The following is a 24,091-nucleotide window of genomic DNA, read 5'->3' on the forward strand; positions in this document are numbered from 1 at the left end:
ACACTGCATCGCTGCAACTCGGCTACTGACGCTCACGTCGCAGGAAGTAATTGCCGGACGCCTCTGGTGAGGCAATCCAACCCCGGCCGCCAATGACGTCGAGCACTTGGACCAGCGACAGAGCCTCTGCCCTTGGCGGGTCAGCCTGGCCCTCGCGGCGTTCTCGGTTCAAGGGTTGATTGGCGGTCGTCTCGCCGAGAATTTCAAAGCCGGCGGACGTCTCCAGAAGCCACACGTACCGGTTCGCCGAAGCTCGATGGAGTTGGCCATGGTGGAAGTGCCAGGACCCGTCGATGAAAAATTGGCGTTGAAAGCTCAGCATCGCGTATTCCCACAGGGGCATGCGCTCAACGTAGTGGTCAGCTCATCGGCCGCTGCTCGGGCGTTCGGCTGGTCTCGGGCGCCGTAGACGCCACCGCTGTCAGTGGCGCCGCCATACGTACGCCATGCCGATCGCGTTGCTCCCGGCGTAGTTGACCACCGACGCCGTCACCAGATCCCAGCCGGCGGCTGCGACCGCGTTCAAGACGGGGTTGATATCGTCCGCCTTCGTCGGCAGGGACCGGCCGGACGGCTGAACGCCCATGTGCGGGCTGAGCGTCAGTGTGTGCTGGTAGACGGCGTCGCCGCGGTTGTACGCGGCACGAGCGGCGACGACAGCGGGATGATCGGCCATCGGAGGATCCTGCACCGCGCCGACAGCGACACGCCAGACGGCACCCAGGTACGACCACGATGTCGGCACCGGAGTCGGCGTGTCGATGGCCGGGGTGATCGAGACTGCGAAGCGGGTCACGGGTGTGGACTTCAAGGTGGTCCACAACCCGCCGGTCGACGAACCGCAGGTGCTTGTCGCTGACCCGTCGAGGGCGGCCGCTGGCCTGCGGTGGCGCGCGACGCACTGCGGCGAAAAGCCGGTTCGTTCATTCGGCGTCGAATTGCTGCCCGTTTGGGCATCGTGCGACGGTTCCGGTTACACAAATCGAGTGCGCGTGCTCCGTAGCTGGCGGCGCCCAGCTCGGCTGAGGACGGCGGCGAACATCCGGAATGGATCGGCCGGGTGGTCGCCGCCGCGACCTTGTCGGACGCATTCATTGCCACTCGCCGACGATTATTTCCGCAGGCGCCGGATGAGATGATACGCCGGGGCGGAGTGCATCGTTGCCGCTTGCGTCTGCTCTTTCGAGCATCGTGTTCCCCTGGGCACCTGAGAGGACGCAAATGCTTTTCAGGAAAACTGCGTTCATGGCCACGCTGGTGGTTTCCGTGCTGGCCGTTCCCGCCGCGGCGGGCGCCGCGCCGTCGCACGGTGACAACGGCACCCGCATCAACTGGACCCATCCGAGCGAGACGTTCGCGGTCGGGTCGGGCGCCGTGCAGAAGTTCGAGATTCCGTTCACCGCCGTCCAGCCGTCGGCCGCCCCGACGGATCCGGTCACGGTCCACATCACCCAGAAGCTCGGCTCGGTCCTAGTGGTCGACCTGGCCGGCGTGCGGGCCCTGGCCGACGGGTCGTACGCCCTGCCCGTCTCGGTGACCGGGGCGACGAACGTGCGCGGGGACAACGCGGACATCGAGGGCGCTATCCAGGTGCGCGTCGGGCAGAAGCCCGTCAGCGAGGGCCTGGAGATCCATGTCAATACCACGGCGCGGACCGCCGATGCTATTCCGGCCGGCGTCGGCGCGCCGAGCGCCGACCGCGTCGGGGTGCTGCCGTCGGGCGCGTCGTACGTGGTGGACGAGATCAACGTGTCGGTGTCGTTCGACGTCGCCGACCCCGACGCGCTGATCCGCGGACTGGCCGCCACGTACCACGCCGTCGTGCAGGGCGCCGTGAGCCGGGCGGGCTTCTACCAGCTGCGGCTGCCGGCAGGGACCACGCTCGCCCGACTGGACGCGGCCAAGGCGGCGATCGCCGCTACGCCCGGCGTGGACGCGGCCACGTACGACTTCTTCGCCACCGGCGACCCCGAGGCGAAGTACCCGAACGACATCAAATGGGACTCCTGGGACACCGCCCATCCCGGCGGCAACAACTGGAACCTGGAACAGACGAACGTGCCCGGGGCCTGGGACGTCACGACCGGAGCCAGGAGCGTGAAGATCGGCGTCATCGACGGGGGCTTCGACACCTCGATCGAGGACCTCAAGCACAACATCAACAGCGTCGACTCCGGCGGCAACAGCGACCACGGCAACCACGTGTCTGGGACGATCTGCGCCGAGGGCGACAACAAGCAGGGCGTCACCGGGGTCATGTGGCGGTGTTCGCTGGACCAGTTCCACGGCGCCAACACGACGGCCCAGGCGGTCTCCGCGATGGCGAGCGCCGTCGACGCCGGCGACCGGGTCGTCAACATGAGCGTGCAGTTCGTCGACAACGCCAACTGGTGGAGCATCAAGGGGTACAAGCGCCCGTCCGCCGCCGACCTGCCCCGCCTGGTGGACGAGGCGAACAAGACCATGCGCCAGGGCGTGCTCTACGCCAAGCGCCGCAACAAGGACGTGCTGTGGGTCTTCGCCGCGGGCAACGAGTCCCGCGACGCGGCCCTGTCCGCGCCCGGCGGCCTGGTCGCCGAGTTCCCGGAGAACGTCATGTCCGTCGCCGCGACCCAGCCGGACGGCCACCTCGCGTCGTTCTCCGACCGGGGCAAGCTGGTCTCTGTCGCCGCGCCAGGCACCGACATCTACAGCACGACCGGCCACGGCTGCAGCTTCCTGTGGTGGTTCTGCTCGGACACGTTCGGCAAGATGAGCGGCACGTCGATGGCCGCACCGCAGGTGACCGGCCTGGCCGGGCTGGTGCTGGCCAACGACCCCACCCGCCTCGCCGTGAAGGTCAAGGAGTGCATCGTCGGCGCGGCCAACGGCAACGGGCGGGCGGTGCCCGGCGAGACGCTCCACGAGATCAACGCGGCCGACGCCGTCGCCTGCCGGGGCGGCGTGCTGCACCTGCCGGCCAAGGTCGACGTCGTGTTCTCCATGGACCTGACCGGCAGCATGGGCGGCGCGCTCGGCCAGGCGAAGGCCCAGCTCCTGCAAGCGATGACCGACCTCAAGGCGGCCGCGCCGGGCACCGACTTCCGGTTCGGCGTGACCAGCCTCATGGACTACCCGGGCCTGTACGGCAGCCCCGGCGACTACCCGTTTCGGGTCGACGCCCCGCTCAGCGCGGACACCACGGCGATCCAGACCGTCGTCAACGGCCTGGCCCTCGGCGGTGGCGGCGACGGGCCCGAGGCATACGGCCGGGCATTCTGGGAGATCGGCCAGAACGACACCGGCGCCACCCTCGGCTTCCGCGCCGACGCGCTGAAGCTGGTCATCAACTTCGGCGACAACGTGCCCCACGACAACGACATCAACCAGGACATCACGGCGCCGCCGCTGTTCGGCAACACCGGGGTCGACCCAGGCCGCGACGGCGTCGTCGGTACCGCAGACGACGTGGACTTCCAGGACGACGCGCTGGCCGCGCTGAAGTCGCACGGCATCCGGCTGCTCGAGGTCGACAGCTCCGGCGGCAGCTTCATCGCGCCCTACTGGCAGTCCTGGACCGCCACGACGGGCGGCGCCTACACCGCGCTCGGCCCGGCCGACGGCCGCAGCCTGTCGACCGTGATCGTCGACCTGCTGAAGCTGATTCCCTAGGTACCGATGAAGCTCACACCGATCGTCACGGCCACCCTGCTGACCGCCGCCCTCGCCGGGTGCGCGGACAGCGGGGCGGCCGGCCCTACGCAGCCGCCGGTGCCGCCGGCCGCGACCGGCTCCCTAGCCCCGATCGTTGTCGACGGCATCGTCGTCAACCAGCTCGACGTGCTCAAGGGGGCGGACGCAGCAGCCGTGGCCCGAGAGTTGGCGGCGCTTGGCGGGGTGGTGCTTAGCCGAGACGACCGGCTCGGCACGCTCCTGGTGTGGTTCCCGACCCGGTCGGCGGCCGAGATCACGGCCGTCAAGGACGAGCTGGGCCGGCGGCAGATCTCCGCCAACCTGGTGTTCCATAGCTGAGCGGGTCAGGAGACGACCGGGGCCAGCGTGTGGCGGCCGCCGAGCCAGTCGACCGCGTCGTCGGCCGGCATCGAGCGGCCCAGGAAGGGCGCCGTTGCGTTGCTGGATCGACGGACGTGGTTTGACCCTCGAGGCCGACGCCGCCCAGCTGCGCGAGCAGGCCGGGCACACCGCCCGGCAGCTCAAGAGCTGACCCGGCACCGCGACGAGGCCGTCACCGCGGCCGGCGGCAGCGCCGCCCAGGCGGCCGCGCCCGAGCGGCGGGCCGCCGCCCTGCGCGCCGAGCTCGCCGCCCTGCGCGCCGAGGTCCGCCCCACGGCCACCGTCACCGAACACGACGCTGGTCGCCGCCCGCCAGCAGGCGCTGCTCGACGCGCTGCGCGCCATCCTCGCGCTCGGCCTGCCCCCGCCGGCACCGCACCGGAGCAGGCGCGCCGCGGATGAGCGCCCGCCTCGGTGATGCCGGCGTCGCGACGGTGGCCGATAGCCTCTTCCCCCCAGGACTGCCAGAGCTGCTGCCGGCCACTCAAGCCGAAGCAGGCCCTCGGTCCGAAGGCCCACCGCTTCGGGTCGGCGCGACTGTTCACACTTCGGTGAGCAGTTGGGTCGACGAGTTCGACGGCACGATCACGGCGAGCCTGCACCACCGCGGCTGCCGTCGCTCCCAGTTGAACTGCTCCGGCACGCACTGTTCCACCCAACATCGCCGATCAGATCGCCAAAACGATCCTCGATGCCCTCTGAGCTACTGCAATCTGCGTGATCGTCTAGCCGAAGTGTCACCTGTCAACTGACGCCGATCCGTAGCCCATCAACTGAAGCACGACATTGGCAGTCGTTAGATGTAGTCGAAGTACCGGATCCACCAGGTCGCCTCGGACGGCGCGAAGATGCCGGGGTCGCAGACGCCGTCGTAGGGCTCCCAGAGGGGCTCTTCGGGGATGAGGATATAGCCGAGGTCGGCGAGGGCGGTCTGGACGCGGTCGGCGTCGTCGGTGTGGAGCAACTCTGTGGCTTCGGTATCGGTCCAGACGCCAGGATTGTCGACGGACAGCACGGCGAGGCTTCCAAAGTTGCTCACGCTGACGACGAGTGGCCGGCCGGTGGCGGTGACGGACGCGGCGATGTCGATGCGGCCGTGGAGGCTGGCATCCTGCACGTCGCGGTCAACGTGGCACTGGCAGCCGAAGTCGGCGTCCAGGCGCTGCGCCAGTCGCTCGAACCGGTCCCGGGTTCTGCGGTGGTCGTAGCCATCGGGGATCTCCACATGGTCCCGGTCGTCCAGGGCGTGCAGCAGGTGCCACAACTGGGCGTCGCTAAGCGACATCGGATCATTGTGGCCGCCCGGACCGGCGCGGCGGTTCAGGTTTCCGGGCCTTGAAGCGGGCGATCGTCTTCGGAGTGGTCCGGGCGACCTCGGCGACGAGTTGGTCCTGGTCGTAGATGCGGAAGGTGGTGTCGGCGGCCTCGACGGCCAGGGTAGCGCCGGCGTACCGGATGCCGACATGGACCTTCTGCCTGGCGATGACCAGGGCGCCGCGGCCGCTGCGGTCGACTCGTAGCGGGTCGGGCGGTGGTGCCGGGGCTGGTCCGGCCGGGCGAGCGGGCGTCGCGGATGCGGCTCATGTCGGTCGGTGACAGTGGGTTGGGCAGGCTGCGCAGCAGCACACCGTGGTCGGTGATCTGCATCAGGGCCTGGTCGAGGCGGATGGTGAGGCGCCGGCTGGCGAACTGGCTGCCGACCGGGTGCCTGCGGCCGGCCAACCCGATCAGGCCGGTGGCGTTCACCAGCCGGTCAACCTCAACCGCCGCGTCCCGCCGCAGCGGTGCGGCCGGGAGCGGTGACGGCCCGGCGGGCTGGCCGCCGTCGGCGAGCAGCTGCCGCAGGTGGGCGGCGGTGAGCCTGGACGGCACGGTCTTGAGCCGCACGTCGTCCTTGAGCAGGTGCACGACGGTCGTGTCGGCCCACAGCGTGATGGTGGTGCCGGCATACGCGGGGCCGAGCCAGAACTGCTGGCCGCACACGCCGAGGTTGCCTGAGGCCGGGACGACACTGGCCAGCTCCACGGCCAGATTGACCGGGTCGACGCCGTTGGCCGACATGACGACCGGCGGCGCAACGGTCGCCTGGACCGCCCCGGCGTGCTCGATGCTGCCGACAGTGCGGGTTCCCGGGGCCGGTGCGGTGCTGAGGGAAGCGGGCACCCGCAGCGGCAGGCCGGGCTGGTCCGAGCGCGCGGCGAACCGGTCGGCGGGGAACGCCATACCCAGCGCCTGGTGCGGGCGGTGGGTGTTGTACTCGCGGCAGAACTCGTCGATGGCCGCCTGCGCCGCCTCCACGCTCGGCCACACCGGCACCGCGTCGAGCAGTTCACGTTGCGAAACCGCTCCACCTTGCCCGTCGTGGTCGGCGAACGGGGCTTGGTGTTGCGGGCAATGATGCCGTTCTCCCGGCAGATCCTTTTCGAACAACACCTCACCCGGGCGGGGCTTGGTGAACTGACCGGTGAACTGCTTGCCATTGTCGGTGAGCACCTCCTCCCGAGTGCCGAAGCGGCGCAACGCATCCACGAACGCAAGACACACCGCCCGGCCGGTCGCCCGGCGCACCACCGTAGCGATCACGCAGTACCGGGAATGGTCATCCACCCCGGTGATCACCTTCGCCTCGGTGCCGTCGGCGAGCACGATGCCGCCGACGATGTCCATCTGCCACAGCTCCATCGGCCGGTCCCGCTGCCAGCGGGTGTAGTCCTGCCGGCGACGACCACGCGGCTGCGCGTCGACCAGGCCGTGCCGCACCAGCTACCGATAGATCGTGATGAATGATGGATGGGGCCGGGACAGCCGTTACGGCCCAGTTCGAACTCGATACGCCGCTGCCCCCACCGCGGATGCTGCCGGTGAGGAAAGCGTCTGTCACGCAGGTCCCGAGGCCGGACAGGGGCAGGTCTCGCGTGCAGGTCTCGCTGGTCTCGCTGTCGAGTCCCAGCACATGCTTGACGTTTCCGTCTCACCTGATGTTGGACAGGTGGCCTAGGAGATTTTGGGACGTTTCATCGTAGACGTGCTTGGGCGTGGCGCTGTCTAGAGATCGATGTGGTGCTCGATCGAACGCCAAGCCGGTCCGGTGTACTCGGTGAGGGTGAACCGGCGATGCTCGTCGGTGGGGTGCACGGTCACGGCGACAGTGCTCTCGTCCTCGAATCGCAGCAGGAAGACGGGATCAAGGTCGTAGAAGAAGGCGAACCCCTCGCGGTCCTCGTCGTTGGTGCTGGTCAGGAACCCATGAGCGTCCAAACCGGCGCCGCTGGTGGTGATGACGACTGCCACCTCGACGCTGCCAAGCAGGGTGGACGAGTTCGCCCACCACTCCAACCAGGCACGGCCCTCGAAGGTCTCCATGGTCGTCATCATTCCAGCGACAACCTGGGGTGCGGAGCCCGACTTTGCGGCGGGGGCAGCGTGGCGACGTCGTGCATCGCGGTGGCGGGGAGCGGCTGGGTGGTTGGTAGCACCTCGGCCGAGAGAGGGTCGGTCTTGCGGGGCCTGTGGGCTTTGATACGGGTGACGGGCTGGGCGGTGGTGCGTCGCAGGCTGCGGGGGCCGTCGTCGCAGTGGACGACCAGCTCCGTCTCGGACACCTCGATGGTGATGTTCTTGCCGGCGTGGACTCGGCCGAGCGCGACTTTCTGCCCGGCAACCATGACGGTCCCGGTGTTGGAAGCGCGGCGTTGAACGTGCACCGGACCGGTCGGAGGCTGTGGTGGCGGGCCGGCGGGGCGGGCCGAGCGCAGCCGCCCGATCTCGGCAGGGGTCAGCGGGTTGGCGCGGGTGCGCAACAGTTCCCGCGTGTGAGGGTCGAAGAACATCAGCGTCTGCTCGTCGATGCGGATGCTCACCCGGCGCCCGGCGAGGATCTCGGCCGCCAGGACCACATGCTGGCCCAGGGACACGTGGCCGGCGGCGTTGACGGTCCGGTCGACCTCAACCGGGCCGGCGGGGTCGGCGTCGGCGGGCCCGGGCAGCGGCGGCGGCCCGGCCGGGCGGCCACCGTTGCGCAGCAGCGCGGCCAGGTCGTTGACGGACAGGTGGGAGCGCACCGACTTGAGCCGGGTACCGGCGATCAGCAGATGGATGACGTCCGTGTCGGCCCAGAACGTCACGGTGATGCCGGAGCGGGCCGGACCGAGCCAGAATTGTTTCCCAGCGACCTGTAGGTTCCCCGACGGCGGCACAATCCGATCGAACTCGATCGCACTACCGACCCACCGGCCAGACGACGCCTGCGGCGCGACGACCGGCATCGCCGGTGCAGCACTCTGCTGCACCGCAGCGCCGGACACCGGCGGCGGGGATGCCGGCGGCATGTCCAGGATGCTCGGCAGCTTCAACGGCATCAGCGCCGCGCCGGCGGCGGCGGTGTTGGGCCGGAACCGGCCGGCGGGAAACGCCATGTCCAGGGCCTGGTGCGGCCGGTTGGGGTTGTACTCGTGCAGGAACCGGTCGACCGCGGCCTGCGCAGCAGCCAGGTCGGTGAACTCGCCGACGTCGTCGAGCAACTCCCGGCGCAGCGTCTGATGGAACCGTTCCACCTTCCCGGTCGTGGTCGGCGACGCGGGCTGCGTCAGCCGGTGCACGATGCCGTTCTCCCGGCAGATCCGGTCGAACAACACCTCACCGCCCTGGCCGAACCGGTCGGTGAACTGCTTGCCGTTGTCGGTGAGCATCTCCTCCGGAATCCCGTACCGGACCAGGGCCTCCGCGAACGCCGTGCAAACGGCCCGGCCGGTGGCCCGGCGCACCACCTTCGCAGCGACCGCGAACCGGGAATGGTCGTCCACGCAGGTGACGACCTTCGCCTCCACCCCACCGGGCAGCAGGATCCCGCCGACGATGTCCATCTGCCACAACTCCATCGGCGCGTCCCGCTGCCACCGCTTGAAGTCCTTGCGCTGCCGGCCCCGCTGCACCGGGTGCAGCAGCCCGTGACGCACCAGAATCCGGTACACCGTCATCCGTGACGGCACCCGGCCCGGACAGCCGTGACGGCCCAACTCGAACTCGATCCGCCGTGCACCCCACCGCGGATGGGTTCGACGCAGCTCACACACCGCCGCCTCCACCTCCGGCGACGCCTGATGCGCACACGAGTCCGGCCGGCGGGACCGATCCACCAACCCGGCCAACCCCGCCACCGCATAGCGGTTCAACCAGGTGTGCACACTCTGCCGCGACACCGCCAACCGCAGGGCAACCTCGCTGACCGTCTCCCCGGCCTGCACCGCTGCACCGGGCGACGCTGGCCGATGCGACGGCGGTGATGGTGCTGTTCGCCGCCGCGAGCCGGGCGGAGGCGGATCGACTGCTCGCGGGACTGCCGGCGCTGGCCGATCAGCCGCAGGACCGGCGAGACCTGGTTCGGGGCTGGATAGCCGCGCTGTATCCGCCGTCGGCCGACGGCCGGGTGTGGGGCCAGGTGGAGCCGGACCGTCTTGCCGAGCGGTTCGCCGGTCTGCGCCTCATGCGCGACCCACGCCTGCCCGACCCGGTACTGCCGGACGCGACCGAGGTGCAGACGGCGCAACTGTTGACCGTCTACACGCGAGCGGCCAACCAGCCGACGTTCGGCGGCGCGCTGCGTGGCCCACTCACCGACCTGGTGCTGCGACATCAAGCGGTCCTGGCCGGGGTCGCTGTCGACGTGGCGGTCCAGACCGAAGCGCCGCAGCCGCTGGCCGACGCGCTGGCCCGCGTCGCCGCGGACCCAGGAATCGCCCGGACTGATCTGCAGGTATTGGCCAGGCGGCTGCCACAGTTCAGTCACGTCCTCGCTGGGTGGCCGCCGACATCGCCGGTCGAATCGTGGCCATCCAACGGACGTTGCTTGCAGATACCGAAGATATCGAAACAGCACACGCCGAGCTCGCCACGTCGTTGAACAACCTGTCGGTACGGCTCGGCGACCTGGGGCGGCGTGAGGACGGCTTGGCCGCCATCCAGGAAGCCGTGGAGGTGTACCGGGCCCTGGCCCAGGCCCGCCCCGACGCGTTCCTGCCCGGCCTCGCCATGTCGTTGAACAACCTGTCGGTACGGCTCGGCGACCTGGGTCGGCGTGAGGACGGCTTGGCCGGCGTTGCTGCCGGTGCAGGAGCGGGTCTTGGGTTCCGAACACCCAGAAACGCTGACCGACCGCGCCAACCTCGCCTACTACACGGGGGCGGCGGGGGATGCGGCCCTGGCTCGGGACCTGTACGCGGCGTTGCTGCCGGTAAGGGAGCGGGTCTTGGGCCCCGAACACCCCGACACGCTGACCGACCGCGCCAACCTCGCCCACTGGACGGGGGCGGGGGGATGCGGCCCTGGCCCGGGACCTGTACACGGCGTTGCTGCCGGTGCGGGAGCGGGTCTCCGGCCCCGAACACCCAGAAACGCTGAACGCCCGCGCCAACCTCGCCCACTGGACCCGAATGGCCGACCGAGCCTGAAGTCGCTGAGCTCGCCGACAGCAACTGCCACGTACGACGACGATCGCGGCCGGCACCGGTCCGACACACTTGCGCCGCACCCAGCCCTGCGACCGCGGCCCCGGCCTTGCCTTCAATCCCAAAATCAGGCTGCCACGGCGGGCGCTAGCAGTACAGCAGCGGAGTACAGCAACCGGCCGGACCGAGCCAAGCCGATTCCGGCCGACAACCGTTGCAACGCAACGGGACCGACTGCACCGAACATCATCGCCGGGAATCCCTTGATCGCGGGTTTCACGGCTGCCGGCTATGTCGCGCTTGGGGGAAACCTGTGAGGTGCCAAATCCTGGCTCCCTGGGCTGACACTACCCAGATGGCGCTCGGGTTCTTCACCCACCTCGCCGGCGAGAATGCTGTGGCCTGGTCAGGCAGTTCCGAACCCGGCACCGAGATCAATCCCGCCGTCGGCGGCGATGCGTTTTCCACGTCTCGGCGTTGGCGGTGATCTGGGCCGGGTCGCCGGCCAGCCAGTCGAGCGCCTTCCGGAGTGGCTCGACGTGTTCGATGATCCAGGCGACACCGTACGGCAGCACGGTGCCGATGGGATCGGAGACCGCAGCGAGGCCGTCGAGGGTCAGGCCGGCGACGCCGTCGATGTCGTCTGCGTTGTCGCGGTGGGTGCCTTCCGGCTCGGCGGCGACCAGCCGCAGCGCGTCGGCGGTGTCGTGCAGGGACTCCTCGCCGGCGGTCAGCGCGGCGACGGCGCGTTGCTGCACGAGGTTCAGCGCATCCGGGACCATGCGGCACAGCTGGCCGTAGGCGTCGCTGCCCGGCGTGGTCGTGGCCGCCGCATCCAGCACGGTCTGCATCGCGTCGCCGAGCGCGGCCACGTGCCCGGTATGGCTTTCCAGAGAAAGCGTCGCAAATTGGCCTACGCTGAGCAGGCATGAGTCAACGGCGTTCGGGGCACGAGCGACTTCGCGCGAAAGGGCGACACGCTAGTCTGCTAACCCGATCCTGCACCGCCGTGCGACGCGAGCGGCGATGATCCTCGGCGGGGGGCAGCGCCGCCGAACTCCGCTCCGTCGACGCCAGGCCCGTTATCGGTGAGGCCGGCGGTGGCGATCGTCGCCGCGTTCGACCGGGCAGTTGCGTCGCATGCAGCCGGCTGGTGCGTCGTGACCGACGCACCCGTCAGCGCCGTCTCGGCCGGCGCCCACCAGTAGCTCGCACCCGTCTTGCAGGCGGGCGGTGATGGACATCGAGGGCGATACCGACGATGGCACGCGACCCGCGTTTAGCGCGACGCAGCATCGCGCGAGCGGACGCTGCAGCGGGTGTTCGAGCGGGAACTGGCCCCGGGCCGAGTTGGCCGCCTGGCGCACCGGCGAGGACGGGCGCCGGGGCGCGAGCGTCTACCTGACCGGGCCAGCGTTCGCCGACCAGCTTGCCAGCGCAGTGTCGATACCGCAGTGCGGCGTTGTGGTCGGAGGTTGTTAGGGAAGCGGAAGTCGTTATCCCTGCAGCGGGTCTGAGAGCGATACTGTCTGTGGCATGAACGGGCGCGCGTCACGTTCCTTTGATCGCATCGCCGACCGGTACGACGACCGGCGCGGCGGCACTGAGCGAGGCGTCGTGCTGGCCGCCGACATCGAGCCTTGGCTGTCGCCGGGATCGGTGCTCGAGGTCGGCGTCGGCACCGGCGTCGTTTCCGCCGCCTTGCGTGCGCTCGGCCTGACCGTGTTCGGGGTCGACCTGTCCGGCGGCATGCTGCGCCACGCGCGGCAACGCCTCGGCCCGACCGTCGCGCAGGCCGACGCCACCGCGCTACCCTTCGCCGACGCCTCCGTTGACAACGTCGTATTCGTCACCGCGCTGCACGCAATCGGCGACGTCTACGGCGCCATCGAGGAGGCGGCCCGCGTGGTGCGGCCCGGCGGGCGGGTCGTGGCGATACATGGCATTCCCCGGCGCATGCCCGACGACGACATGAGCGCGGCTGTGGCATCGCTTGCGCCGCTGCGTGACGATCGGCCCGATACCGCACCGACGCTCGACGCCGCGGCGGCGGCCGCCGATCTGCGACCTGCGGGCGTGGCCTGGGTGACGTCGACGGGGTTCGCGGAGTCGCCGAACGAGTTCGCGACGACCATTGAAGAACGCCAGTGGTCGTACCTGTGGAATGTCGACGACGCAACCTGGCGCCGCGTGGTCCTGCCTGCCGTCGAGCGCTTGCGGACTCTGCCTGATCCGGATCGGCCGCGAACCTACCGTCTCTCTCCCCGGCTGGTCGCATACCAAGCGTGAACGATGTTCGCCGGGCTATCAGCTGCGTCGACCGGTTGTGGGGTTGTCCTTGCCGAAAGCCTCTTCCGTCCGGGTAGAAGCCGGCGAATGGGGATGTCCTGGATTGCCGACAGCTGCCGCTCGAGTCGCCCGATGGTGCGTGGCTTTCGCCGCGACGTCGTGATGATCGATCGTGCTGCTGCGCCTGGCACGCATGGGCGTCTTTGCAGCCGTGCCCGTGGGTGCGCCGCTCGGTCTGCTGGGCCACCACCAGCCAGCCGTTGAGGGTCGCGCCCCATCGGAACGTCCTTGGTGGACGTCGTCGGCACCATCCACGTCAGGCCGAGCGGCTCGCCCTGACGCAGGCCGGAGCGTCATGCCGATGATCCACCGTGTGCCGTTCAGCATGGTCAGGCACACCCGGATGACTGCCTTGATCTCCTGCCGAACGGGTCGTCTTCTGCTTTGCGATGGACTTCAGGAATTTCTCGATGGCGTCCGGTCGCTGTTTGAGGAGGTCGCCCCGCCATTCGCCGAGATTCGGAATGACCCAGTTGTGGATGGCCCAGCCGTAGGAGTTGCGGATGGTGTTGTAACGCCATTCAGCGTTGTCGTGGTTGAGGAACGCGATGAGCAGCGCGTCGAGCTTGCCGGGGTCGCCGGCTTTCGGCAGTTCCTGCGCCATCACGTGCTGCTCGAGGGCGACCAGCAGATGCTGTAGTCCGAGCCTGGCGCGAGCGCAGGCTTGTCGGACTTTCTTCTGGTTGCCAAGGGTGACATTCCGGTTCAGTGCATGCGGAGTTCCGCGCCGTCGCATGGCGTCCGGCTGTTGGGTGGTGCCGGCCAGATGCCCGGCCGTCGTCACCGGTCCGGCTCGGGAGCCGTCACGGTCGGCACGTGACGTTCGGGAAACGTCGGCCGGTCGGCGCTAGGAGCGCCGTGTGGTGGGGCGCTCGTCGATTGCGGCGATCGTCATCCGCCACGACTCATATGCACCGACGACCGCGTGTTCTAGCGCAGCGCGTTTCGCGGCGCTGCGCCCTTCATCTGCGAGGACGCGGCCGATGTCGGTGATCATCTGCGGGTAGGGCGGTTCCTCGGGCGGCAGGTCGTAGTCGTCTCGGGTGCCGAACCCGAGAGCGATCACGGCTTCCCGTGGGTTGATTTTGAGCGCTCGGCAGATGGCCACGACCTGAGCCGCGTAGGGGTTATCGACTCTTCCCTGCTCGTAGCGCTTGTAGGTCGCCTCGCCGACACCAGACTCGGTGACGACCTGTTCCTGCGACAGGTGCTGATCGGCGCGTGCCTTGCGGAGCAGGGCGCCGAAGCGCCGCCCAGGGCTCTCGTCGCCGTCAGACATGCCGTCACGATAGCGGTCCGCGCCGCCGGGCCTGACCGGACGTTGGTTGGTATCTGGTCAGATCCGGATCTGATCAGATACTGCTGCCATTGTGATGCCACACCTGCCTCAATGGCGCTGTTCGTGGGGATCGCGCCTGAACTCGTGCGTACCTTCCGATCGAAGTCAAGTTAACCAGAACGCTAGAGGGATCTGATCCGATCCCATACCGTGCGGTCTCATGGCTGAACACCAGGCACCTACGGGCGTCCTCACGCGGCCGGTCTTCGACGACAGCGCCTTCCGGAGACACACGAAGGAACTCGGCGCTCGGACTGATCGCCAGCGATGCGCCATGGCCGGCATCTCGAAGGCCGCCCTGCGCCGCTGGCGGTTGGGCACGGTGAGCCCGTCGCTGGGGACGCTGGGCAACGTTGCCTCTCGGCTCGGCGTCGGCATCAACGACCTGATCCGGGAGGCGGCCGCATGAACGGCGACCCGGAGGTCCGGCCGCTGCTGCGGACCGTCGAGGAGGCCGCGGTCGAGTTGCGGGTCAGCAAGAGCACGGTCAAGAAGTGGATCCAATCGGGCGAGCTGGACAGCATCACCATCGGCGTACGAAGCCGGATCCCAGCCTCCGAGGTCCGCGGTTACCTCCATCGCAAGCTGCGAGAGGCGGCTGCGGCCCGCGGTGAGGGCGACGATGAGGACTTGACGGCGGCATGACCCGTCCTGCGCCCGTCTCGGCCACAGACTGCTCCGCTGCAGGTTGGCGAGCTGCGTGTCGGGGGCCGGCCCCACCGTTCGTGGGTCATGGGCGCACACGGCCGGAAGGCCGGTCGAAGGCGGCGGCCCGTGGCGCCGCATGAGGGGCGCCGCCGGCCGGTTCCGCCGCGCAGTGCGCAGACGCGTGTTCGCCGGCACCGGTTCGATCCCGATGATGCGGTGCCGGAAGACTTCTGGGGTCGGCGAATCTGCATTGTCTGCCAGTGTGCCGGTGCCGCTGGCGACGCGCGCCACTTCGCTGATAACGAGGCACCGCCGCGCTACCCCGAGGTAGCCGACGAGGTGCGTGAACTCGAGCGTCGCCGATTCGGTGAACGCGACGACCTTTGACCTGCGCTTCGTGATCTGCGCGAGGTTGCGACATCCTTGCCCGCGGACGCCCTTCGGGTGACTCTGCTGCTGGATGCTGCCCGCTGAAGGGAAGCAGGAGGACCGCGATGGCGGAACCGGATGACGAATCGGTGACCCTGCGTCAATGGACCGACGTGGTACGGCGTGCCCGGCTCGGTCGGACCACGAAGGCGGTCGCGCTGACGATGGCCACCTACGCCGACAACGACGGCAGCCGCGTGTTCCCGGGTGTCGCCCGGCTCGCGGTGGACTGCGAGCTGACCTACAACGTCGTGCAGGGCGCGCTGCGGACGTTGCGCACGGCCGGGCTGATCGAGGTCGTGCGCAGAGCCTCCCGGCGTGGCCAGGCCGACGAGTACCGCCTCATCCTGGCCGCCAACATCCTCGACCGAGTGGAGGTGCTCACACCGGCACAAGTCGCGACAGCGGCCGCGGACCTGGCAGGGCAGCGGCGGGGCCGGTACCGTCCCGCGACCGCGGCAGCCCCTCCGGCGGACGAGACCGGACAGGACCTGCACCACACCGCACCGGGTGCAGGCGGTGACGACGCGACAGATCTGCACACCGGCGCGCGGGGTGCAAGCCACGTCGACCGGCACCGGGCTGCACCCCACGGCGACGTGTCGACGACGGCGACTGCACCCCACGGCACCGCGCACCTGCACCCCACGGCGTCACCACCCACCACCCATGGACCGCAACACCACCCCCACCATCCCAACGACGGCGCTGTTCGTACGAACGGTGCGGTGGTTGGCGACGTCGAGGCCGCAGCCTCGGCGACACGGGCCACGGATGGCCGCTGCGCACACGGCCTGGGCGGTCCGACCGGGATTCGGTGCCCGGCGTGCCGCCGGAATCTCCCGGCGCAGCCTGCCGACAACGTGGACGGACGGCCGCTGCTGCGCCTGGTGCGGTCAGCGTGAACGCGGCGCCGCAGATGAACCGCTCAAGTGGACGGTGCCGAGGTCGGCGCCTCGAGGCGGCGCAGGTTTCCGCAGGCCCTGATACGCCTCGGCCACCGCGAGCAGCCAGGTCAGGTCGTTGGCGAGGAAGTCATGGCACTCGGCGACGTCCGCAGACCCGCGGTGGCGCCGTACCGCCGGCGGCGCGATCGCCGCTGGCGTGTGGTCACGGGGCACGACGGCGTGCCAGGACTGCGGCTTCGAAGGCGGCTGAGCGGCAACCCGTGCAGGCCGGCAGCCCGAGCGGCCCTGGTCGGCGTTGCGGACGACGTCGGCGTCGCGGAGGTCGGCCAGCAGCCGAATCGACTCGGAGATCTCAACACCCAGGCGGACGAGCCGGACGGAGGCCTACATGAGTCGCCCGGGAAAGCCGGTGAGCTCGGGCAGCAGGGTCACGCCAGCGGGCGAGAGCTGCCGGACGCGGGTGCGCAAGTCGGCCCACAGCGGCCGCAGCATGGTGCAGCCTCGAAAGGCTGGCTCGGTCCGTGAGAACCGGAGAACTGGGCCCGGATGTGCGTGACCGCCGGGCCCACGCGCGTCACGTTCCCTTGATCATTGTCGGTGCGTTTGGGACCCACCTCGCAGGACGTTGCGGCGCTGGACGCGGTCAGGTGTCCGTTGCCAGCGAAGCTGGCCTTGTTGCCACCGAAGGTGGCTCAGCGCCGGTTCTCGCCATCGAAGATGCGCCACCGCTGGTCAGGGTGGGTGGTCCGGCGGGCCCGTTGTCCATCCACGTCGTGAACAGCAGGCTGGCGGGTTGCCATCGCATCCGATCCACCCTGGTCACAGCCGTCGACCCTGGATCAACTTCGGCAACAACGGGGCCGCCGATCGTACGTTGATCTGCCGTCGAGCCGTGTCATAGCTACGTTCGGTAGCGGAAGCTAATTTAGCGAAGGGACGGCTACTGGATCTGCCGATGTGCGGATGCGGGACTCGCTTGACGGCACCGGCCTCTCCGTCTGTGCTTGACGGTGTTTCGCGTGCGCGGTTCCTTCGGCGGCCTTCAGCTGAGCTGTTCGGCCAGTCCGACGATGATGCCCTCGGGGCCGCGGACGTAGCAGAGCCGATAGCTGTCCTCGTACTGCGCCAGCTCGCCGACGAGTTCGGCGCCGTGGGTGCGCAGGCGGGCAACGACGTCCTCGATATCGTTGACGGCGAACATGATGCGACGAATCCCCAGGGTATTCGCCGGTGCATCCTTCGGCTCGGCGCTGATCGCCTTCGGCTTGTGGAACATCGCCAGCTCGATGCGGCCGTGGCCGTCAGGGGTCCGCAGCATCGCGATGTCCTGTCGGACGTCGTCGATCCCGATGACACGCTCCACCCACCGTCCCTCGATCGGCCCCCTGCCCTCCAGCTCCATTCCAAGTTCGACGAGGAACGAAATAACAGCGTCAAGGTCGTCGACAACGATGAGGACGTTGTCCATCCGCTGGATCGTCATGCCAGGTCTCCTCGGTGTTGTACGGCCACGGTGGCCGCATCCGCCCCTGAGACGGAGCCGTCAGGCCGTTCTCGACATCCTTTCCAACTCTTCTTCGGAGGCTCTTGACGCAGCGGACGATCCGGCACCTATCGCGGCATCGCCGGCGCGTAGCTCCCGACGTCCAAGGTCACGTGCGCGGATCTGCCGCTGATCTCGCGCGGCGTCGGCACCGTGGTTGTCACAGCGCGAGCGACGCGTCCTGGCGACGCCGACGCTTCCTGTCTTGGCGCCCCTCTGTGTCAGGAGATCGCGGGAAGGGGTGCCTTAGCCTGGATCCACCGTGCGCCCAGCGAACCTGGAGGTGAGTGTGTAGCTCAGCTGCAGTCGTAAGCTCGTCGTCGCCTGCCGGTGCAAGTCCGGTCCGGGTAGCTGCCAGGAGGCCCGGTAGCAGGCTGGCGGCTCGGTCTGGAAACGGGTCGGGTCGAAGCCCAGCGTCAAAAGCCCTGATGGGGGAGCGACTGAGCGGTCCGTAGCATGACGCGAAGCCTGCGGCGTCGTTAGAGGTCTCACTTGTTGAGGGTGGGGCAGAGGGAGAGCCGAGCCCCCGATGTCAGGGTGAAGGCCATGGAAGCGGTGTAGCTCCTGGATTGCAGCCGCGAAGAACTCCCCGGCGTACTGGGCGCGGAACGTTCAGATGGTGGCGGCGGGAACTGGGGAGACCCTCCCCGGCCCGGTGTGCTGCGGATGCGCACTGGAGTGTCGGGTCCTATAACCGGTTCACGCCGGGAAGTGGATTTCGTGCCGGGAGGGAGTCGGAGGCGGTCGTAGTACCGATTGAGCCGGGCGGACAACACAACCGCCGGTGATGGGAAGGGCCGCTACTTCGTCGATGCGTAGTGCTGGTGAAGGGGTGCCCGGTGAGTGCCGTTTCGGCTAGTCCCGCCGCGTTGGGGTTCGTGTTGGACCCGGTTCGAGCTTTGCAGCATGCGCTCTACCGGGCGGCCAAGGCCGATCCCGGGCGTCGGTTCCATGCGCTGCGAGACAAGGTCTTCCGCAGGGACGTTTTGTGGCGGGCGTGGGTCGCGGTGCGCCGCAACAACGGCGCGCCGGGCATCGACAAGATCACCCTGGATCAGGTCGAGGAGTACGGGGTGGCCCGGCTGCTCGACGAACTGGCCGCGGAACTGCGGCACGGCGGTTATCGGCCGTTACCGGCTCGTCGGGTGTTTATCCCGAAGCCGGGAACGACCGAGCAGCGGCCGTTGTCGATTCCCGCGGTTCGTGACCGTATCGTGCAGGCAGCGGTGAAGATCGTGCTCGAGCCGGTCTTCGAAGCCGACATGCTGCCGTGCAGTTTCGGGTTCCGCCCGAAACGCTCGGTGCACGATGCCCTGCAGGTGCTCGTTGACGAGTCCTGGCGGGGTCGGCGGTGGGTGGTCGAGACGGACATCGCCAACTGCTTCTCGGCGATTCCGCACGACGAGTTGATGCAAGCAGTCCAGGAACGGGTCTGTGACCAGGCGGTCTTGAAGCTCTTGCGGGCGATGCTGCGCGCCGGGGTGATGGAGGACGGCCAGGTCCGGCGGCCGGTCACCGGAAGCCCCCAAGGCGGTGTCATTTCACCGTTGCTCTGTAACGTCTACCTGCACCGACTCGATCGGGCGTGGGATGCGCGGGCGCATGGGGTGCTGGTCCGGTTCGCTGACGATCTGCTGGTGATGTGCGCCTCTCGGGCGCAGGCCGAGGCCGCGTTGCAGCGGCTTCGGGAGCTGTTGGCCGACCTCGGTTTGGAGCCGAAGGAGGCCAAGACCAGGATCGTGCACCTTGAGGTCGGTGGGGAAGGCGTGGATTTCCTCGGTTTCCATCACCGGCTGGTGCGCGCCTGGGCCCGCACGGGTGGCAAGCAGGTCACTTTTCTGGCCCGCTGGCCCGCGAGCAAGGCTATGCAGCATGCCCGTGACCGGATCCGGCAGTTGACGGACCGGTCGCGGCTGTTGCTGTCGACGGAGTGGATCGTGCAGGACATCAACATGTTCCTGCGCGGCTGGGCCGGGTTCTTCAAGTACGGCAACTCGGCCCGCCATTTCGAGAAGATCAGGTACTACGCGAAGCTGCGGCTGGCGTTGGTGATCGCCAAACGGCACAAGCGCAGCCGGGAGTTCGGCTGGCAGGTGCTGTCGTTCCAGTCGGACAACGAGTTGGGCCTGGTCGGCCTGGGGACCGTCGTCGCGCCACGGCCATTCAAACCGTGGCGGCGGGACAAGCCGAATGCCGGCGGTGAACGGCGTCGGTGAGCCGTGTGCGGGAGAACCGCATGCACGGTTCGATGCGGCGGGAGCTGGAAACGGAGCACCCTGGTCATGGTTACGGCAGTGGGACAACCGGACGGGAAACCACTGGAACGAGAAGGCTGTCGGACCTACCGCCAACCCGGGCCACCGCGCCAGCTCCCGACCCTACGATCGGTGCTGGAGCGCTCGCGTCGTGAGGCATTGCATCGATATGTGCTGATTGGGTTGGTTGGTGGGTGTGATGGACCCGCCGGGCGCTCCGGCGTGCTCCGTGGCGATGGTGGGGCCCGGGGTGGGCGGCTGGTCCGGGTCAGGCTGTGGCGGGTGGTGCGTGGACTCGGTCGAAGAGGGTCTGCCAGGGCTGCTGCCAGGGCCAGTGGGTGGGCAGGTGCAGGATGAGGCGGCGGGCTCGACGGGCCAGCCGGGCCGGGATGGTGATCAGCTGCCGGCGGATGGTGGCGGCCCGGGCGGTGGCGTAGCGGGGGCTGGTCAGGCAGCCGGCGGCGCGGAGCAGGTTGTGGCTCATCGCGGCCAGGGTCAGCCAGGCGGCGTTGGCGGCGAACCGGCCCGAAGGCAGATGCGCGAGGGGTCCGTCGATGAGGTCGGCGAAGACCTGCTCGACGATGGCGTGACCGCGGTGAGTCAGATCAGCATCCACTGTGGATTCCGTGGTGTCGGTGAGAAATGCGTGATACCGCCACAGCGGGAACAACGCCTCCTGACCTTCGGGTGCGGGGTTGCGTTCCTTGACCCGGCGCACGACAAGCCGGGCGGTGATCTTGTAGCGGGTGGACTCGAACGCGGTGTAGACCGTTTCGGCGACCTCGGCCTCGGAGATCCAGCCTCCGGTCTCCTCGTCGAACACCGCGCCGGGGTAGCGCACCGGGGTCCACGCGGTCTCGTCGATGCTGGCGATCGCGGTGCGGAGCTTGGGGTTGGACTGCAGGGTGAGCGAGAAGTTCACTCCGGCGTTGCGGCAGGCGGCGGCCACCGGGCCGGAGCCGAACGCCGAGTCGGCACGGACCAGGATCGGGCCGGTGGCGCCGCACGCCCGCGCGGTCGCGATCGCCTGGCGGATGAGGGATGCCGCGCCGCGGGCGGAGCCGGCGTTGCCGCCACGCAGCCGGGTCGTGGCGATCACCGGCGCCGCCGTGGTGGTGCTGATCGTGGCCACCAGCGGGGACAGACCGCGCAGTCGCGCGCTGTAGCCGCCGACCTTGGCGTGGCCGAACGCCGCGCCCTGCTTGGCGTGGCCGTAGACCCGCCGCAGCAACGAGTCCACGTCGACGTACGCCTGCCTGCCCGCGCCGGGCAGCAACGGCGTGGCCGCGGCGAGGGCGGCCAGCAGGTCCCGGGCCGCGGCCTCCAGTTGCAGGGCGTGGCCCCAGGTGAAGAACCGCAGGAACGACCCCAGCGTCGAGGGCGCGTACACCCCGGCGAACAGCGTGGCCATCCCGCCATGCCGCAACACGTCCAGGTCGTCGATGCTGTCCGCGCCGGCAGCCATCCCGGCCACGACCGCGGCGGCCTTGGCGCCCGGGTTCGACCCCGTGGACAGGTCCGGCCGCACCCGGGATGTGACCAACCCGGCCAGATCGACCTGCTCAGCGAGACTCATCACCGGGACCAGGCCGGCACACGACACCAGATTCGCCTCGTCGAACACCGCGTCGACCGCGCGGCGAGCATGCAACAATCGCACCTACGAGATGCCCTCTCGACCGGGGTGATGGAAGCGTAGAGAACTCCCATCCTTCCAGGTCAGAGGGCATTTCCCATACCCTCGCAGCTCACGACGTCATCGTTAGTCGGTGGATCGAGGCTTAGAGTGGGTTTTAGCAGGTCCGGGAAGTGGCTTGTCCGAAGTGCCGGCTGTCGGGATTGAGCTGGCCGCGCTGGATTGCAGAGTCGCTCCCGTTTGCCCTCCCCGGGCCTGTCCCGACGCGTGCGGCGTCGGTGATCAATCGTTGATAGACGACGTTGGACAGGCGGCGTTTCAGGGCGCGCATGGCCTCCATCGGGCTCTTGCCGGCGGCGAGTTTGCGGTAGTAGGCGCGGCCTTCGGTGTCGTTGCGCAGCTGGACGATGGCCATGATGTGCAGGACTCGGTTGATGCGCCGGTTCCCGGCCCGTGATAGCCGGTGGCGGCGGTGGTCACCTGAGGACGCGTCCAAGGGTGCGGTGCCGTTGCAGGACGCGAAGTGGTCCCGGCTGGCGAACCGACTGACATCACCGATGTCACCGAGCAGGCGGGCCGCGCCGGACGGGCCGATGCCGTTGAGCTGTTGCAGCGTGCTTCCAGTGGAGGTGATCAGCTCGGTCAGCTGCGCGTTCGCGGCCTTGATCTTCTTGTCAATGACGGCGACCTCGGTGATCAGTTCCGAGGCGAGTTGCCGGCGGGTGCGACCGACGATGTCGCGGGGCCGCACCGTGTTGAGCAGCGCTCGGGCCTGAGGTGCGGACAAGAACTGCTTCGCGCCGCCGGGCACGAGCTCGAGCAGCAGCTGGTGCAGTCGGCTCAGCGCCTCGGTCCGCGCCCGGCCCAGTTCGTCACGGTGGTCGACGAGCAGTTTCAACGCGACGGTGACGTCATCGACGACGACCTGCCGCAGGCCGCTGGCGCGCAGCGCGGCGATCGCGACGCAGTGCGCGTCGGCGGGGTCGGTCTTGCGGCCCTGGCCAGTGTCGAACAGCCGCGCCCGGGCGGACAGCTTCGCCGGCACGTCCAGGACGGTCTCACCGTCAGCGACCAAGCGTTGGGCGATGTGCCGGCCAATGCCGTTGCAGCCCTCGACCGCCCAGACGCGGTCCTTGTGATGCCGGCCGAGTTTGAGCATCGCGCTGTAGCCGTCGCGATCGGTGCCGAACCGGCCCTGCCCGAGGACCTTCTCCCGCTCGTTGATGAGCTCGATCGTGGCGGACCGCTTGTGCGGGTCCATACCGATGATGACGCGCCCCATACGCTGCTCCCACCTCGACTCGACAATCGGACGTCGACGGGAGGGCAGCGCATCTTCGAGCGCATGGGCATACCCCTGGAGCCACTCCACGCCGCGGTGACCGGCAGGACGCACGCCAAATGAGAGCCACACCCAACCACAGCGGGCAGCCGATGAGAGAGCGACCCTACCGATCACCTCGACCCAGCCTGGCCGGGCTGCGGTCGTACCGCCAGTCAACAAGATGCCGATGAGCGGGCACGTGATCATGGCCCTAGGAATGAGTGGCGGTGACGCTCGGCGTGATTTCGGAAGCGCCTGGTCTGGACAGCCGTCTTCACGGTTCTCAGCGCGGCTCCTCACGTGAGACGCTGATGACCATGAGCGTCAAGCTTCGTCGGCGAGTTGCGTTGGGACTTGCGGCGGGCGCGGTGGTAGTCGCCGTCGTGACGGTTTTCGCCGCTGTCGATGGCGGGCCTGGCGCAGGTGGGCATGTACACCTGTGGACACTGGCTCATCCGTTCGTAGGTGTCGCCATCGCCGGCGCGATGCTGGTTGGGGCCGCTCAGTTGGCGGTTCAGCACCGTATTCGCCGGTTGAGTTCGCAAGCCGCTGCCGCACTGATCACAGTCTTCGCGCTGTGCTCGGGCGAGGCCGCTCATTATGGGACGTTTTCTGACCTCTCCGAGGCATCGGTTGTAGCCACCTCAGTCAAGTTCGAGATTGTGTCGTACCGATCGGCGGGCTTTTTCAGCTCTGACACGATCGTGCTGCGACTGCGAACGCGGGAGGGCATCGCCAGTCGTGAGGGCCGGGACGACCTCGCATGTTTCATCACTCCGGAGTCCGGTGCCGGGCCGGAATGGCTGTTCGGCAGGGCGGAGGTCACCGGCAAGGACGAAATTGCGGTCTTCGCCAAGGACGGGACCATGTGGCGAATTCGCTTCAACGCCCGGACGCTGTCCGCGGTCGAACCACTCGACAGGTGCCGCGACGCCCCGGACATCATGGACGACTGACCTGCAGGCCGCGGCAGTCACCGTGAGACGGGCGGCACTGGCTGCGGCTGCTAACACGGCGCGAATGCCTTTTCCGTGTACCGATTGTGCGGCCCTCGAGAGTCCGCCACGTATCTGGAGCTTCTTGCGGTGCGGTCGCGGCCGAACACGGTGGTCCAGGCCCCCAACCGGGGCCGGCCGTTGTCGCCTGCGGGCCTGGATCAGATCC

21 protein-coding genes and 4 pseudogenes are annotated in these 24,091 nt (G+C 68.8%); 13 read left to right on the plus strand and 12 right to left on the minus strand.

The window, feature by feature from the left end; genetic code table 11:
* Nucleotides 1-22: 22 nt before the first annotated feature.
* Both ACQEVU_RS10990 and ACQEVU_RS10995 read right to left on the minus strand, forming a co-directional pair.
* Nucleotides 23-343, minus strand: coding sequence for a hypothetical protein (locus ACQEVU_RS10990; protein WP_433322621.1), 321 nt, complete (start codon nucleotides 341-343; stop codon nucleotides 23-25).
* Nucleotides 344-421: 78 nt separating this feature from the next.
* Nucleotides 422-796: a hypothetical protein gene (locus ACQEVU_RS10995; protein ID WP_433322622.1), complete on the minus strand. Its 375-nt coding sequence runs from the start codon at nucleotides 794-796 to the stop codon at nucleotides 422-424.
* A 449-nt stretch (nucleotides 797-1,245) separates the two neighbouring features.
* On the opposite strand from ACQEVU_RS10995, the gene ACQEVU_RS11000 reads away from it, so the two are divergent.
* Nucleotides 1,246-3,651, plus strand: a complete 2,406-nt coding sequence (locus tag ACQEVU_RS11000; RefSeq protein WP_433322623.1) for a S8 family serine peptidase — start codon at nucleotides 1,246-1,248, stop codon at nucleotides 3,649-3,651.
* 6 nt (nucleotides 3,652-3,657) lie between these two features.
* Nucleotides 3,658-4,011 (plus strand): hypothetical protein, encoded by a 354-nt coding sequence (locus ACQEVU_RS11005; RefSeq protein WP_433322624.1) that lies wholly within the window; start codon nucleotides 3,658-3,660, stop codon nucleotides 4,009-4,011.
* Between the two features lie 838 nt (nucleotides 4,012-4,849).
* Here ACQEVU_RS11005 and ACQEVU_RS11010 read toward each other — a convergent pair.
* The 4 genes and pseudogenes from ACQEVU_RS11010 to ACQEVU_RS11025 form a co-directional block, all read right to left on the minus strand.
* Nucleotides 4,850-5,338 carry a hypothetical protein gene (locus tag ACQEVU_RS11010; protein WP_433322625.1) on the minus strand — a complete coding sequence of 163 codons (489 nt, stop codon included), beginning with the start codon at nucleotides 5,336-5,338 and terminating at the stop codon, nucleotides 4,850-4,852.
* A gap of 35 nt (nucleotides 5,339-5,373) precedes the next feature.
* Nucleotides 5,374-6,813 carry a DDE-type integrase/transposase/recombinase gene (locus ACQEVU_RS11015; protein ID WP_433322626.1) on the minus strand — a complete coding sequence of 480 codons (1,440 nt, stop codon included), beginning with the start codon at nucleotides 6,811-6,813 and terminating at the stop codon, nucleotides 5,374-5,376.
* A gap of 285 nt (nucleotides 6,814-7,098) precedes the next feature.
* On the minus strand, nucleotides 7,099-7,416 hold the full coding sequence (locus tag ACQEVU_RS11020) for a hypothetical protein (RefSeq protein WP_433322627.1): 318 nt from the start codon (nucleotides 7,414-7,416) through the stop codon (nucleotides 7,099-7,101).
* A 158-nt stretch (nucleotides 7,417-7,574) separates the two neighbouring features.
* Nucleotides 7,575-9,296, minus strand: a pseudogene (locus ACQEVU_RS11025) (IS481 family transposase); the annotation flags it as partial.
* 35 nt (nucleotides 9,297-9,331) lie between these two features.
* Here ACQEVU_RS11025 and ACQEVU_RS11030 point away from each other — a divergent pair.
* The 4 genes and pseudogenes from ACQEVU_RS11030 to ACQEVU_RS11045 all read left to right on the plus strand — a co-directional run.
* Nucleotides 9,332-9,952: a hypothetical protein gene (locus ACQEVU_RS11030; protein ID WP_433322628.1), complete on the plus strand. Its 621-nt coding sequence runs from the start codon at nucleotides 9,332-9,334 to the stop codon at nucleotides 9,950-9,952.
* A pseudogene (locus ACQEVU_RS11035) lies at nucleotides 9,949-9,993 on the plus strand (hypothetical protein); the annotation flags it as partial. The gene ACQEVU_RS11030 and the pseudogene ACQEVU_RS11035, both read left to right, overlap by 4 nt.
* A 163-nt stretch (nucleotides 9,994-10,156) precedes the next feature.
* Nucleotides 10,157-10,306, plus strand: a pseudogene (locus ACQEVU_RS11040) (tetratricopeptide repeat protein); the annotation flags it as partial.
* Between the two features lie 64 nt (nucleotides 10,307-10,370).
* Nucleotides 10,371-10,499 (plus strand): annotated as a pseudogene (locus tag ACQEVU_RS11045) (hypothetical protein); the annotation flags it as partial.
* A 431-nt stretch (nucleotides 10,500-10,930) separates the two neighbouring features.
* On the opposite strand, the gene ACQEVU_RS11050 reads toward ACQEVU_RS11045, so the two are convergent.
* A complete protein-coding gene (locus ACQEVU_RS11050) occupies nucleotides 10,931-11,368 on the minus strand; it encodes a hypothetical protein (RefSeq protein ID WP_433322629.1) in 438 nt (145 codons plus the stop codon).
* 664 nt (nucleotides 11,369-12,032) lie between these two features.
* Between ACQEVU_RS11050 and ACQEVU_RS11055 the strand changes: the two genes are divergently transcribed.
* Nucleotides 12,033-12,785, plus strand: a complete 753-nt coding sequence (locus ACQEVU_RS11055; RefSeq protein ID WP_433322630.1) for a class I SAM-dependent methyltransferase — start codon at nucleotides 12,033-12,035, stop codon at nucleotides 12,783-12,785.
* 316 nt (nucleotides 12,786-13,101) lie between these two features.
* Here ACQEVU_RS11055 and ACQEVU_RS11060 read toward each other — a convergent pair whose 3' ends face one another.
* Together ACQEVU_RS11060 and ACQEVU_RS11065 are read right to left on the minus strand one after the other, a co-directional pair.
* Entirely contained in the window at nucleotides 13,102-13,629 is a 528-nt protein-coding gene (locus ACQEVU_RS11060; RefSeq protein WP_433322631.1) for a hypothetical protein, read from the minus strand.
* A gap of 63 nt (nucleotides 13,630-13,692) precedes the next feature.
* Nucleotides 13,693-14,124, minus strand: a complete 432-nt coding sequence (locus ACQEVU_RS11065; RefSeq protein WP_433322632.1) for a helix-turn-helix domain-containing protein — start codon at nucleotides 14,122-14,124, stop codon at nucleotides 13,693-13,695.
* A gap of 334 nt (nucleotides 14,125-14,458) precedes the next feature.
* Here ACQEVU_RS11065 and ACQEVU_RS11070 point away from each other — a divergent pair, with 334 nt between their 5' ends.
* The 4 genes from ACQEVU_RS11070 to ACQEVU_RS11085 all read left to right on the plus strand — a co-directional run bounded on the left by ACQEVU_RS11070 (nucleotide 14,459) and on the right by ACQEVU_RS11085 (nucleotide 16,166).
* Nucleotides 14,459-14,593 carry a helix-turn-helix domain-containing protein gene (locus tag ACQEVU_RS11070; protein ID WP_433322633.1) on the plus strand — a complete coding sequence of 45 codons (135 nt, stop codon included), beginning with the start codon at nucleotides 14,459-14,461 and terminating at the stop codon, nucleotides 14,591-14,593.
* Nucleotides 14,590-14,829 carry a helix-turn-helix domain-containing protein gene (locus ACQEVU_RS11075; RefSeq protein WP_433322634.1) on the plus strand — a complete coding sequence of 80 codons (240 nt, stop codon included), beginning with the start codon at nucleotides 14,590-14,592 and terminating at the stop codon, nucleotides 14,827-14,829. The genes ACQEVU_RS11070 and ACQEVU_RS11075 overlap by 4 nt, the downstream gene beginning before the upstream one ends.
* 129 nt (nucleotides 14,830-14,958) lie before the next feature.
* Entirely contained in the window at nucleotides 14,959-15,219 is a 261-nt protein-coding gene (locus ACQEVU_RS11080; RefSeq protein ID WP_433322635.1) for a hypothetical protein, read from the plus strand.
* Nucleotides 15,220-15,326: 107 nt separating this feature from the next.
* Nucleotides 15,327-16,166, plus strand: coding sequence for a helix-turn-helix domain-containing protein (locus tag ACQEVU_RS11085; protein ID WP_433322636.1), 840 nt, complete (start codon nucleotides 15,327-15,329; stop codon nucleotides 16,164-16,166).
* A gap of 1,045 nt (nucleotides 16,167-17,211) precedes the next feature.
* Here the strand turns inward: ACQEVU_RS11085 and ACQEVU_RS11090 are convergent.
* Nucleotides 17,212-17,652 carry a VOC family protein gene (locus ACQEVU_RS11090; protein WP_433322637.1) on the minus strand — a complete coding sequence of 147 codons (441 nt, stop codon included), beginning with the start codon at nucleotides 17,650-17,652 and terminating at the stop codon, nucleotides 17,212-17,214.
* Nucleotides 17,653-18,611: 959 nt separating this feature from the next.
* Here ACQEVU_RS11090 and ltrA point away from each other — a divergent pair.
* On the plus strand, nucleotides 18,612-19,928 hold the full coding sequence (gene ltrA / locus ACQEVU_RS11095; RefSeq protein ID WP_433322606.1) for a group II intron reverse transcriptase/maturase: 1,317 nt from the start codon (nucleotides 18,612-18,614) through the stop codon (nucleotides 19,926-19,928).
* Between the two features lie 307 nt (nucleotides 19,929-20,235).
* On the opposite strand, the gene ACQEVU_RS11100 is transcribed toward ltrA, so the two are convergent.
* Both ACQEVU_RS11100 and ACQEVU_RS11105 read right to left on the minus strand, forming a co-directional pair.
* Nucleotides 20,236-21,627 (minus strand): IS1380 family transposase, encoded by a 1,392-nt coding sequence (locus tag ACQEVU_RS11100; RefSeq protein WP_433322638.1) that lies wholly within the window; start codon nucleotides 21,625-21,627, stop codon nucleotides 20,236-20,238.
* A 133-nt stretch (nucleotides 21,628-21,760) separates the two neighbouring features.
* Nucleotides 21,761-22,975 carry an IS110 family transposase gene (locus ACQEVU_RS11105; protein WP_433322639.1) on the minus strand — a complete coding sequence of 405 codons (1,215 nt, stop codon included), beginning with the start codon at nucleotides 22,973-22,975 and terminating at the stop codon, nucleotides 21,761-21,763.
* A gap of 179 nt (nucleotides 22,976-23,154) precedes the next feature.
* Between ACQEVU_RS11105 and ACQEVU_RS11110 the strand changes: the two genes are divergently transcribed.
* Complete coding sequence (locus ACQEVU_RS11110) at nucleotides 23,155-23,883, plus strand: hypothetical protein (RefSeq protein WP_433322640.1); 729 nt, start codon at nucleotides 23,155-23,157, stop codon at nucleotides 23,881-23,883.
* The last annotated feature ends 208 nt before the right edge of the window (nucleotides 23,884-24,091 follow it).

Origin of the sequence: Dactylosporangium sp. CA-139066, from assembly GCF_050936175.1 — a bacterium.
Lineage (GTDB): Bacteria > Actinomycetota > Actinomycetes > Mycobacteriales > Micromonosporaceae > Dactylosporangium.